12 protein-coding genes and 1 pseudogene are annotated in these 11572 nt (G+C 67.2%); all 13 read left to right on the plus strand.

Annotated elements, in window-relative coordinates; genetic code table 11:
- Position 1: 1 nt before the first annotated feature.
- The gene (gene ruvC / locus Q0Q48_RS22380) at positions 2-493 is read left to right on the plus strand and encodes a crossover junction endodeoxyribonuclease RuvC (RefSeq protein ID WP_295142872.1); all 492 of its coding nucleotides are present in this window, start codon (positions 2-4) and stop codon (positions 491-493) included.
- Positions 490-1104 carry a Holliday junction branch migration protein RuvA gene (ruvA, locus tag Q0Q48_RS22385; protein ID WP_295142875.1) on the plus strand — a complete coding sequence of 205 codons (615 nt, stop codon included), beginning with the start codon at positions 490-492 and terminating at the stop codon, positions 1102-1104. The genes ruvC and ruvA overlap by 4 nt, the downstream gene beginning before the upstream one ends.
- Positions 1101-2159 carry a Holliday junction branch migration DNA helicase RuvB gene (ruvB, locus tag Q0Q48_RS22390; protein ID WP_295142879.1) on the plus strand — a complete coding sequence of 353 codons (1059 nt, stop codon included), beginning with the start codon at positions 1101-1103 and terminating at the stop codon, positions 2157-2159. Before ruvA ends, ruvB begins: the two co-directional genes overlap by 4 nt.
- The gene (ybgC, locus tag Q0Q48_RS22395) at positions 2156-2635 is read left to right on the plus strand and encodes a tol-pal system-associated acyl-CoA thioesterase (protein ID WP_295142881.1); all 480 of its coding nucleotides are present in this window, start codon (positions 2156-2158) and stop codon (positions 2633-2635) included. The genes ruvB and ybgC overlap by 4 nt, the downstream gene beginning before the upstream one ends.
- Positions 2636-2652: 17 nt before the next feature.
- Positions 2653-3387 carry a protein TolQ gene (gene tolQ, locus Q0Q48_RS22400; protein ID WP_295142883.1) on the plus strand — a complete coding sequence of 245 codons (735 nt, stop codon included), beginning with the start codon at positions 2653-2655 and terminating at the stop codon, positions 3385-3387.
- Complete coding sequence (tolR, locus tag Q0Q48_RS22405) at positions 3387-3938, plus strand: protein TolR (protein ID WP_366915302.1); 552 nt, start codon at positions 3387-3389, stop codon at positions 3936-3938. The genes tolQ and tolR overlap by 1 nt, the downstream gene beginning before the upstream one ends.
- Positions 3939-3961: 23 nt before the next feature.
- Complete coding sequence (locus tag Q0Q48_RS22410) at positions 3962-4918, plus strand: hypothetical protein (RefSeq protein WP_295142885.1); 957 nt, start codon at positions 3962-3964, stop codon at positions 4916-4918.
- 47 nt (positions 4919-4965) lie between these two features.
- A complete protein-coding gene (gene tolB, locus Q0Q48_RS22415) occupies positions 4966-6285 on the plus strand; it encodes a Tol-Pal system beta propeller repeat protein TolB (RefSeq protein ID WP_295142900.1) in 1320 nt (439 codons plus the stop codon).
- 172 nt (positions 6286-6457) lie between these two features.
- Positions 6458-6823, plus strand: a pseudogene (gene pal / locus Q0Q48_RS22420) (peptidoglycan-associated lipoprotein Pal); the annotation flags it as partial.
- Between the two features lie 122 nt (positions 6824-6945).
- A complete protein-coding gene (ybgF, locus tag Q0Q48_RS22425) occupies positions 6946-7662 on the plus strand; it encodes a tol-pal system protein YbgF (RefSeq protein WP_295142888.1) in 717 nt (238 codons plus the stop codon).
- Complete coding sequence (gene tilS / locus Q0Q48_RS22430; protein ID WP_295142890.1) at positions 7659-8738, plus strand: tRNA lysidine(34) synthetase TilS; 1080 nt, start codon at positions 7659-7661, stop codon at positions 8736-8738. Before ybgF ends, tilS begins: the two co-directional genes overlap by 4 nt.
- Before the next feature lie 22 nt (positions 8739-8760).
- Positions 8761-10698 carry an ATP-dependent zinc metalloprotease FtsH gene (ftsH, locus tag Q0Q48_RS22435; protein ID WP_295142892.1) on the plus strand — a complete coding sequence of 646 codons (1938 nt, stop codon included), beginning with the start codon at positions 8761-8763 and terminating at the stop codon, positions 10696-10698.
- Positions 10699-10739: 41 nt separating this feature from the next.
- Positions 10740-11513: a dihydropteroate synthase gene (gene folP, locus Q0Q48_RS22440; protein ID WP_295142894.1), complete on the plus strand. Its 774-nt coding sequence runs from the start codon at positions 10740-10742 to the stop codon at positions 11511-11513.
- Positions 11514-11572: the final 59 nt, after the last annotated feature.

The following is an 11572-nucleotide window of genomic DNA, read 5'->3' on the forward strand; positions in this document are numbered from 1 at the left end:
AATGAGACTGATCGGCCTCGATCCCGGCCTGCGGCTGACCGGCTGGGGCGTGATCGAGGTCGAGGGCAACCGGCTGCGCCACGTGGCGCACGGTGTGGTCAAGGTGGCGACGGCGGGCACGCTAGCCGAGCGGCTGAGGGAACTGTTCGACGGGGTCGCCGGCGTCGTCGAAGCGCAGCGGCCGGTCGAGGCCGCGGTCGAGGAGACCTTTGTGAACGTCAACCCGGGTTCCACTTTGAAGCTCGGTCAGGCGCGCGGCGTCGTCATGCTGGCGCCGGCCCGTGCCGGGCTGCCCGTGTTCGAATACTCGACGAACCTCGTGAAGAAGTCGGTCGTCGGGACGGGCCACGCCGACAAGAACCAGATCGCCATGATGGTCGGCCGGCTGCTGCCCGGCGTCGATGCCCGGCAGGACGCCGCTGATGCGCTGGCAGTCGCGATCTGCCACGCCCATCATCGCGCCACGGCGCGACGCATCGAGGCCGCGCTGTGATCGCCAAGCTGAAGGGCCTCGTCGACTCGGTCGACACCGACAGCGCCGTCATCGATGTCGGCGGCGTCGGCTATCTCGTGTCGGCCTCTGCGCGCACACTGCGCGACCTCTCCGTGGGTGGGGCAGCGACCATGCTGGTCGAGACGATCGTGCGAGAGGATGCCATTGCGCTCTACGGCTTCCTGGAGACGGGTGAGCGCGACTGGTTCCGCATCCTGACGACGGTGCAGGGCGTGGGCGCGCGGGTAGCGCTGTCGATCCTGTCGACCCTGTCGCCCGACGAGATCGCCCGTGCCATTGCCGCCCAGGATCGCGCGACCCTGAGCCGCCCGGCCGGCGTCGGGCCGAAGCTCGCGGCGCGCCTCGCCACCGAATTGAAGGACAAGGCGGCCGCCTTTGGCGTGGCGCCCGTTCAGGCGGCGGCAAGCAAGCCCGGCGCGCCGGCGGGCACGCCCGGCTCGATCAACGAGGATGCGATTTCCGCCCTAGTCAACCTGGGGTACAAGCGCGTCGAGGCCTTCGGGGCCGTCGCGCGCGTCACCCAGCGGCTGGGCGCTGAAGCCCAGCTGGATGCCGTGATCCGCGCCGGCCTTCAGGAGCTTGCACGATGAGCGCCGCGCCCGAACGCCTGGTGACGGCCAAGCGGTCCGAGGAAGACGCGGCCGAGCTGGCGCTGCGCCCGCAGACGCTCGACGATTTCATCGGCCAGAAGCAGGTCCGCGAGAACCTCAAGATCTTCATCGCCGCCGCCAAGGGCCGCGGCGAGGCGCTGGACCACGTCCTGCTGCACGGACCTCCGGGCCTCGGCAAGACGACGATGGCGCAGATCGTCGCGCGCGAGATGGGCGTGGGTTTTCGCGCGACGTCCGGGCCCGTCATCCAGAAGGCGGGCGACCTCGCGGCGCAGCTCACCAATTTACAGCCGCACGATGTGCTGTTCATCGACGAGATCCACCGTCTCAATCCTGCAATCGAGGAGGTCCTCTATCCTGCGATGGAGGATTTCCAACTCGACCTGATGATCGGCGAGGGGCCGGCGGCGCGCTCGGTTCGTATCGAGCTGCCGCCGTTCACGCTGGTGGGTGCCACCACCCGGTCCGGCCTCATGACGCGGCCGCTGCGGGAGCGCTTCGGGATACCGCTGCGCATGGTGTTCTACACGCCGGCCGAACTCGAGACGATCGTGCAGCGCGCCGCGCGCGTCCTCAAGATGCCGCTCGCGCCCGACGGCAGTGCGGAGATTGCCAAGAGGTCACGGGGCACGCCGCGCGTCGCCAACCGCCTGCTGCGCCGGGTCCGTGACTTCGCAGCGGTCGCTGGAGATGCCGGCGTTGACGCCCGGGTGGCGGATGCGGCGCTGACGCGGCTGGAAGTCGACGGGCGGGGCCTAGACGCCATGGACCGCCGCTATCTCGCCTGCATTGCCGAGAATTACGGCGGCGGCCCGGTGGGGGCGGAGACGCTCGCGGCCGCACTGGCGGAACAGCGCGACGTCATCGAGGACGTGATCGAGCCCTACCTGATGCAGCTCGGCCTCCTAATGCGCACACCGCGCGGCCGGCTGCTATCCGAGGGTGGCTACCGCCATCTCGGCCTGGCGATGCCCAAGGGGCAGAAACAGCAGCTCGACCTACTGGCCGCGGGTGGCCCGCCGGAGGATGCGTGAACGCGGCGCCGACCTCGGGCCACCTGCGGGACGGCAGCCACGTGCTGCCTCTGCGCGTGTATTACGAGGACACCGATGCCGCGGGCATCGTCTACTATGCCAACTGGTTGCGCTTCCTCGAACGGGGCCGGACGGAACTGCTGCGGCTGCTGGGACAGCAGCACACGGCGCTGCGCGAGGAGCGCGGCATCCACTGGGTCGTGCGTCGCTGCGCCATCGATTACCTCAAGCCCGCGCGGCTGGACGATACGATCGAGATCGTCACCGGCTGCGGTGAGTTGCGTGGGGCATCGCTCGACATGATTCAGCATGCGCGCCGCAATGAAGAGATCCTGGTTCGAGCCGAACTCGTCGTCGCCTGCATGGGCGAGGGCGGTCGGCCTGTCCGATTGCCGCCGCTCGTGCGGACTGCCCTGGCCCAGGTAGCGCTGAGCGGATCGCCCCGCTCACGCCATATTCGGATACAACCCTCTTGAACCAACGGAGAACATAAATGGACGCGTTTGCGCAGGTCGCCGGAGCCCCCCTCGGCGGCGGCACAGGGACAATGGACTTGTCCGTGTACGGCCTGTTCATGCAGGCCGACTGGGTGGTGAAAGCCATCATGATCCTGCTCCTGCTGGCCTCGTTCTGGTCATGGGCGATCATCTTTGAAAAGGTTCTCCGTCTGCGTTCGTTGAAGCGCAGCGCCCAGGCCTTCGAGGATACGTTCTGGTCCGGCGTCTCGCTCGAAGATCTCTACGACCGCGTCGGTGCCAAGCCCGACGATCCGATGTCGAGCATCTTCGCGGCGGCCATGCGCGAATGGCGCCGGTCCGTTTCCAAGGGCCTCGCCTCCAGCGCCACGGCGCGGGCAGCTTTACGCCAGCGTATCGAGCAGGTGATGGGTGTCACCATCCAGCGAGAGATGGAGGCGATCGAGAAGCGGCTGGGCTTCCTGGCAACCGTCGGCGCCAACGCCACCTTCGTCGGCCTGTTCGGCACCGTCTGGGGCATCATGAACAGTTTCAGCCACATCGCGCAGTCTAAGAACACCTCGCTCGCGGTCGTGGCGCCCGGCATCTCGGAGGCGCTGTTCGCCACCGCCATCGGCCTGGTTGCGGCCATTCCGGCGGCCGGCGCCTACAACATCCTGTCGGGCCAGGTCTCACGCTACGCCCAGCAGCTCGAGGCTTTCGCCGGTGAGTTCATCACCATTCTGTCGCGGCAGCTCGAGGAACAGGTCTGATGTCGGGTGTCATTCCGGCACCCGGCGCCAACTCGTCCGGCGGCAAATTCAAGCGACGGAGCTACACGCCCATTGCTGACATCAACGTGACGCCGCTGGTCGACGTCATGCTGGTGTTGCTAATCATCTTCATGGTGACGGCGCCGTTGCTCCAGGTCGGCGTGCCGGTCGACCTGCCCAAGACCAGCGCCCAGCAGGTCGGCGGCAAGGACGAACCGATGGTGGTGTCCGTGAACTCGCAGGGTGAGGTGTTCCTCGGCGAGACCAGGTACGACATCGCGGAACTCGGCGCGAAGCTGAAGGCCGTGCATGAGGAGAAGCCCGACCAGCGTGTCTTCATGCGGGGCGACAAGAGCGTCGACTACGGAAAGATGATGGAGGTCATGGGCGTCGTGATCGACAGCGGCTTCCGCCAGCTCGGCCTGCTCGGCGAGCAGGCGCAGGCCCTTGGGCGGGGGGGCGGCACCGTCACGCCGGCCACGCCTGGCCAGGCGGCCCCGCGCGCTTCGCAACCTCAACAGCAACCCCAGGCGCCAACGCCCCGGCGCTGAGAGCAACGGACACGAAGAGGACGATGGTTCGCCGTCACCCCGACAGCATCGAGATGCGCACGCCGGCCATCGCGTCGGCGATGGTGCACGTCTTCGTGCTGGGGGCGGCGGTGCTCAATCTCGACTTCTTCGGCCGCACCCCGCCGATGGAGCCTGAGCCGGTGATGGTCGAGTTCGAGGCGATCGACAAAAAGGCGGGTGCGCCCACGGTGGCCAACTTGCCGCCACAGCCCAAGGATGCGCCGATCGCGCAGGAGACGACCAAGGCGCCCCCGGTGAAGTCGGCCGAGCCGCCGCCGTCGCCGCCGACTCCCAAGCCGCCTGAAGTCGTCGAGCCACCCAAGCCGCCGACACCTCCCAAGCCGGAGGAGAAGCCCAAGACGGAGGCTGCCAAGCCGGTCGAGGATCTCGTGGCGATGAAGCCCAAAGAGCCCGAGAAGCCGAAGGTCGAGAAGCCGCCGGAGCCGCCCAAGCCCGCGCCCGAGGTGAAGAAGCCCGAGCCGCCCAAGCCGCCGCCGCCCAAACCTGCGCCGCCCAAACAGAGTGTCGATTCGATGATCGACGACATCCTGAAGAACAAGCAGTCGCAGCAGAAGATCCAGACGCCCGAGCAAAGCCCCAAGCCCGTGCAGCAGGTCACGCGCCAGGCGCCCGCCGCGCCGAATCTCGCCGCCGTCGTCACGGCGAGCGAAATCGAGGGCGTACGCCAGAAGATCCGGCCGTGCTGGAACACCCAGGGCGGCGCCCGTGACCAAGCGATGATCATTACGCTGACCGTCGAGATGAACCAGAACGGTACACCGGTGAAAGCTGAGTTGCGCGACACGGGGCGCTACAATAGCGATCCTGTCTTCCGCGCTGCCGCCGACGCCGCCCATCGTGCCATCATGAATCCGCGTTGCCAGCCCTGGCCGCTTTCGCCAGAAAAGTTCGCGAGCTGGCGAACCATCACCTTCAATTTCGATCCACGCGACTACTAAGACCCCTCGACCCGAATAGAAGCCTAAAGATGAAGAGGTCCGACATGATGCTTCCCCGACGGACGACCCTGCTGGGCGGTGCTGCCCTCGCCACCATCGGCGTTGCGGGCACGGCGCGCGCGCAACTCACCATCGACATGACGCGGCCGAGCTTCGAGCCGGTGCCGATCGCCGTCGTCGACTTCAAGGGCGACGCGGTGGGTGCCCAGATGGCGGGCGTGATCCGGAACAACCTGCAGAATTGCGGTCTGTTTCGGGTAATCCCGTCCAGCGCCTACATCCAGAAGGATGTCGACGCGACCTCGCCGCCGCGTTTCCAGGACTGGCGCAGCGTCGGCGCGGCCGGCCTGGTTGTCGGCCAGATCACCTCGGTCGGCGGCAGCATCAAGGTCGACTTCCGCCTGTGGGACGTCCTCACGAGCCAGCAGGCCGCCGGCTTGTCCTTCACCAGCCAGCCGAGCAACTGGCGCCGTCTCGCGCACATCATCTCCGACGCGATCTACAAGCGCGTGACCGGCGAAGAGGGATATTTCGATACCCGCGTCGCCTATGTCTCGGAGACCGGCCCGGGCAACAACCGGACCAAGCGCATTGCGATCATGGACCAGGACGGCGCCAACAACCGGTACCTGACCGATGGCAAAACCATCGCGCTGACGCCGCGCTTCTCGCCGACCCTGCAGGAAATCGTCTACATGGCGTATGGCGAGAACAACGGGCCGCCGCGCGTCTACTTGCAGAACGTCGACAGCGGCCGCCGCGAATTGCTCGGCAATTTCCCGGGCATGAGCTTCGCGCCGCGTTTCTCGCCGGACGGCACCAAGGTGGTGATGAGCATCGCGGAGAACGGCCGCACCAACATATACGAGATGGACGTGCGCGGCCGGCAGCTCCGCCGCCTCACCAACTCGCCGGCCATCGACACCTCGCCGTGCTTCTCGGCCGACGGCTCGCAGATCGTGTTCAACTCCGACCGCGGCGGCGCCCAGCAGCTCTACGTGATGAGTGCCGGCGGGGGCGGCGAGCGGCGCATCAGCTTCGGTGACGGGCGCTACGCAACGCCGGTGTGGTCGCCGCGTGGCGACTTCATCGCCTTCACGAAGATCGGGGCGGGCGGCTTCGGTATCGGCGTGATGCGCTCCGACGGCAGTGGCGAGCGCATGCTGGCGAGCGGCTTCCTCGTCGAGGGTCCGACGTGGGCGCCCAACGGCCGCGTGCTGATGTTCTTCCGCGGGCAGCCCAGTTCGGGTGGCCGCGCGGGTTCGTCGTCTCTGCACCAGGTCGACATCACCGGCCGCTTCGAGCGGCAGGTGCCGACGCCGACCGATGCGTCGGATCCGGCCTGGTCGCCCTTGATTCCGCAGTAGCGAAATATATGATCTTTTCTGTCGACCCGTGCGTACCCCTCGCCCGGGTCGATTCCGTCAGGGAGTGGATCGAGAAATGAGCATGATCAAGGCTTTGTCGGCCATTGCAGCGCTGTTCCTCATTGCGGCCTGCAGCAACAACGACACGCAGACGGCTTCTGCGGCCACCACGACCGTGACGCCTGGGTCGGTCGGCGACTTCCGGCAGAACGTCGGCGACCGCGTCTTCTTCGACACCGACTCCTCCAGCGTGCGCGAGGATGGCCGTCAGACCCTGAACCGTCAGGCCGAGTGGCTGAAGAAGTATTCCAACTACCAGATCACCGTCGAGGGCCACTGCGACGAGCGCGGCACGCGCGAGTACAACCTTGCGCTCGGCGAGCGTCGCGCCAACGCCGCGCGCCAGTACCTGATTGCCCAGGGCATTCCGGCGAACCGCATCAAGACCGTCAGCTACGGCAAGGAACGGCCCGATCCGGTCGGCTCCGACGAAGCGGCCTGGGCGCGTAACCGCCGCGCCGTGACCGCCCTGGAGTAGGAATCGCCACGCACCGAGCCGAGTGCGGGAAACGCCGGTCGCCATGCGACCGGCGTTTTCGTTTGGAGGCGGGACGGCCATGCCTGAAAATGGCCGCGTTTGATGTGAACAAAGCGTTGGCCATGAAGATCTTTCCCTCCCGGCTCGCTCTCCTTGTCGCTCTTGCCCTGCCGACCGCGGCAGCGGCGCAACGAGGAGGCGATGCGGTCTATATCGAGGACCGGCTCAATCAGCTCCAGCAGTCGCTCACGATGATGACCGGCCAGATCGAGCAGCTGCAGAATCGCAACGCGAGGCTGCAGCAGCAGATGGAGAAGATGCAGGCCGACTATGAGTACCGCATCGAGCAGCTCGAAAAGGGCGGGGCCGGCAAGCCAGGCGGCGCCGCCCCGCGTCCAGGCGCACAGGCAGCGGCGCCAGCGACATCTTCGCCGACACCTGTCACGGGCGCTGCCAACGCTGACCAGCTCTACGACGAGGCGGTCAAGAAGTTGCAGGAAGGCGACTATGCGGCCGCCGAACGCGGCTTCCGCACCTTCGTCCAGCGCAATCCGCAGAACAAGCTCGCCGGCAACGCGCAATACTGGCTCGGCGAGACCTACTACGCGCGTCGCGACTACAGCAATGCCCTCACCGCCTTCGCCGAAGGCTACAAGGTCTACAAGAACAGTCCGAAGGGACCCGACAATCTCCTGAAGCTCGGCATCACCATGTCCGTGATGGGCCGCAAGACCGATGCCTGCGCCGTGTTCGCCCGCTTCAATCAGGACTATCCGCGGGCGACCGATCTGCAGAAGCGCCGGATCGAGCAGGAACGGCATAAGAACGGCTGCGGGTGAGCGATTCCGCCGAGCCACGTCCCATCGACGGCGCAACTTTCGCGCGCCTGATGGCGCCGCTGGGCCCCTTCGAGGCGCACCCCGATCTCGCGGTCGCCGTTTCCGGCGGCCGCGATTCGCTCTGTCTGGCTTTGCTGGCGAACGAATGGGCGGCCAGGCGGGGTGGTCGCGTCCTGACGCTGATCGTCGATCACGGCTTGCGGCGGGAATCGGCAGCGGAAGCGCAGTCGACAGTGGAAGTGCTGGCTAGGCAGGGGGTGCAGAGCCTCGTCTTGTGCTGGGGCGGCGCCAAGCCAATGGCCGGCCTGCAGGAAGCCGCGCGCGATGCCCGTTACCGTCTGCTGCGCGAGGCGTGCCGGGAGCGCGGCATCCTCCATCTTCTGGTGGCCCACCACGTCGACGACCAGGCCGAGACGATCGCGATGCGCGCCGCGCACGCCAGCGGGCCGGATGGTCTGGCCGGCATGGCGGGGCTCGTCGAGTGGCCGGAGGTCCGGCTTTTGCGGCCGTTGCTTTCGGTGCCGCGGGCACGCCTGTCGGCGACGCTGGGGTCGCGCGGAGTCGCCTGGATCGACGATCCGTCCAATACCGATCCGCGCTTCGAACGGGCACGCCTGCGCCTCGCGGGAACCATCGGGGCGGGGCAACCGGATTCAGGCCGCGTCCGTGCCAGCCGGGAAGCGCAGGCCGCGCGGGCGGCGGTCGCATTTCTCGAAGTGCGGGAGGACGGGAGCGTTGCGATCGGCCGCATGGCCCTCGAGCGGCTGGCGCTCGATACACGGGCCCGGCTGGTGAGCCGCGTCGTGCAGGGCCTGGGAGGCAGTCATCATCCGCCGCGTCGAGATCGACTCGATCGGGCGCTGGCCCGGATGTCCGGAACGCCGAACCGCGGCAAATCGGGCCGCCGGCAGGATTTCACCCTGTCAGGGTGCCAATTCACCCTGCGTCAGGCTGTCGGCTCGCGCCAGCTTGAGTGGATTGTCCGGCCCGAAAGTGGCAGGAAAGAGAGGCAGCCCTTGATTCCCGCTGTATTTTTCGCTTGCGACCCAGCGGCCGCAACCCATCTTTGGTCGTAGCCCTATCTAACGGAAGCCATCAGTGAACCCGTTCAATCGCAACGCCGCCCTGTGGATCGTCATCGTCCTGCTGCTCGCGCTGCTCTACAGCGTCTTCCAGGGCGGGGCGACCCGGTCTCCCGGCAACACGATCTCCTATTCCGAATTCGTCCGGGCGGTTGAACAGCGGCAGATCCAGGATGTCCGGATCCAGGGCAACACGATCAGCGGCACGTTCCGCGAGCCGCGCAACGGCGTGCAGAAGTTCTCGACCTACGCGCCGAGCACGCCGCCCGACGACCAGCTGATGCCGATGCTCATCAAGAACGTCGACCGCGTCGATGCCGGGCCGGCGGAAGAGGGCGTCAACCTCGGCAGCATCTTCGTGAGCTGGCTGCCCGTTCTCGTGCTGGTCGGTGTCTATATTTTCTTCCTTCGCCAGATGCAGAGTGGTACCGGCCGGGCCATGGGCTTCGGCAAGTCCAAGGCGCGCCTGCTCACCGAGAAGCATGGCCGCGTGACCTTCGACGACGTCGCCGGCATCGACGAGGCCAAGGGCGAGCTCGAGGAGATCGTCGACTTCCTGAAGGACCCGCAGAAGTTCCAGCGCCTGGGTGGTAAGATTCCTAAGGGCTGCTTGCTGGTCGGTCCCCCGGGTACCGGCAAGACGCTGCTGGCGCGTGCCATCGCGGGCGAAGCCAACGTTCCGTTCTTCACCATCTCGGGCTCCGACTTCGTCGAGATGTTCGTGGGCGTCGGCGCGAGCCGTGTGCGCGACATGTTCGAGCAGGCCAAGAAGAACGCGCCGTGCATCGTGTTCATCGACGAAATCGACGCGGTCGGCCGCCATCGCGGCGCCGGCCTGGGCGGCGGCAACGACGAGCGCGAGCAGACGCTGAACCAGCTGCTGGTCGAGATGGACGGCTTCGAGGCGAACGAGGGCGTCATCCTGATCGCCGCCACCAACCGTCCCGACGTGCTCGACCCGGCGCTGCTGCGTCCGGGCCGCTTCGACCGCCAGGTCGTGGTGCCGAACCCCGACGTCGGCGGCCGCGAGAAGATCCTCAAGGTCCACATGCGCAAGGTGCCGCTTGCGCCCGACGTCGATCCGCGCGTGCTGGCGCGTGGAACTCCGGGCTTCTCCGGTGCCGATCTCGCCAACCTCGTGAACGAGGCTGCCCTGCGCGCCGCGCGCGTCGGCAAGCGCCTCGTGACCATGGGCGACTTCGAGTACGCCAAGGACAAGGTGCTGATGGGCACCGAGCGCCGCTCGATGGCGATGACCGACGAGGAGAAGACGCTCACGGCCTATCATGAGGCGGGCCACGCGCTGGTCGCCATGCATGTCCCCAAGAGCGATCCGCTCCACAAGGTCACGATCATCCCGCGCGGTCGCGCGCTGGGTGTCACCATGCAGCTGCCGGAGCGCGATCACCTGAGCCATACCAAGCAGTATCTGGAGTCGCGTCTGGCCATCATGTTCGGTGGTCGCATGGCCGAGGAACTGGTGTTCGGGCCGGAGAACGTGACGACGGGTGCCGCCAGCGACATCCAGGTCGCGACGCAGACGGCGCGTGGCATGATCACCGCCTACGGCATGTCCGAGAAGCTCGGCCGCGTTCGTTATCAGGCCAACGAGCAGGAGGTTTTCCTGGGTCACGCCGTCACGCAGACGCAGAACGTCTCCGAGGCGACGTCGCAGCTCATTGACCAGGAGGTCCGCCGCCTGATCGAGGAGGCTGAAGGTCGTGCCCGCACGATCCTGACCGAGCATCTGGAGGACCTGCACACGATCTCCCGGGCGCTGCTCGAGTACGAGACGTTGAGCAACGACGAGATCGGCACGATCCTGCGCGGCGAGAAGGTCGTGCGCGACGACACGGGCGGCGCGGGCCCCTCGGATCGCCGTCGCCGCGCCTCGGTCCCGACCAGCACCGGTCCGGCGCCGGGCACCAATCCCGAGCCTCAGCCGGGCGTTTGACGCGGGCCTTCGCGGGCCTCGTGCTCGATCGCCCTCTCGTGATGGCGATCGTGAACGTGACGCCCGATTCCTTCTCCGACGGCGGTGAACGCCTCGACCCGGCGCGGGCCATCGACGATGGCCTGCGTTTCGTGGCGGAGGGGGCCGACATCATCGACGTCGGCGGCGAGTCCACTCGTCCCGGTTCGGCTGCCGTTTCTCCCGAGGAGGAATGCCGTCGCATCTTGCCCGTCGTTGAGGGGTTGGCCCGGCTGGGGGCAGTTGTCTCGCTCGACACGCGCCGTGCCCTGGTCGCGCAAGCGGGACTGGCAGCCGGTGCGCGGATCGTGAACGACGTGTCGGCGCTGCGCGACGACGCGGCGATGCTGCCCTTGGTGGCGCGGAGCAAGGCGGCCGTCGTCCTGATGCACCGGCGCGGCCGGCCCGAGGAGCGCTACGCCGGCCCGGCCTACGATGATGTTGTCGAGGATGTCCGGCGGTTCCTGCTCGATCGTGCCGCCGTGTGTGAAGCAGCGGGCATCGACCGGCAGAGTGTCGCACTCGATCCTGGCCTCGGCTTCGGCAAGAAGGTCGAGGAGGAACTGGCCCTGATCGCAGGAACTGGGCGTCTGGCGCAGGCGGGATATCCGGTGCTGATCGGCTGCTCGCGCAAGAGCTTCATCGGCCGTTTGACGGGCGTCGATAAGCCCGCCGATCGCGACCCGGCCTCGGCGTTTCTGGCCGTCGAAGCCGTGCGGCGAGGGGCCTCGATCGTCCGCGTCCACAACGTCGTCGCCACACGGCAGGCTCTCGCGGTCTTCGAGGCGATGCGGTAAAATCATAGTCATGGCTCGTTCACTCTTCGGCACGGATGGCATTCGCGGTCGTGCGAACA

Origin of the sequence: uncultured Reyranella sp. (assembly GCF_945957355.1) — a bacterium.
In the GTDB taxonomy this organism is placed as follows: Bacteria; Pseudomonadota; Alphaproteobacteria; order Reyranellales; family Reyranellaceae; genus Reyranella.

Bases quoted from the DNA above. Each gene is read 5' to 3' on its own strand.
- ruvC (WP_295142872.1), top strand. From the start codon at position 2: ATGAGACTGATCGGCCTCGATCCCGGCCTGCGGCTGACCGGCTGGGGC.
- ruvB (WP_295142879.1), top strand. From the start codon at position 1,101: ATGAGCGCCGCGCCCGAACGCCTGGTGACGGCCAAGCGGTCCGAGGAA.
- tolQ (WP_295142883.1), top strand. From the start codon at position 2,653: ATGGACGCGTTTGCGCAGGTCGCCGGAGCCCCCCTCGGCGGCGGCACA.
- tolR (WP_366915302.1), top strand. From the start codon at position 3,387: ATGTCGGGTGTCATTCCGGCACCCGGCGCCAACTCGTCCGGCGGCAAA.
- Q0Q48_RS22410 (WP_295142885.1), top strand. From the start codon at position 3,962: ATGGTTCGCCGTCACCCCGACAGCATCGAGATGCGCACGCCGGCCATC.
- tolB (WP_295142900.1), top strand. From the start codon at position 4,966: ATGCTTCCCCGACGGACGACCCTGCTGGGCGGTGCTGCCCTCGCCACC.
- ybgF (WP_295142888.1), top strand. From the start codon at position 6,946: ATGAAGATCTTTCCCTCCCGGCTCGCTCTCCTTGTCGCTCTTGCCCTG.
- folP (WP_295142894.1), top strand. From the start codon at position 10,740: ATGGCGATCGTGAACGTGACGCCCGATTCCTTCTCCGACGGCGGTGAA.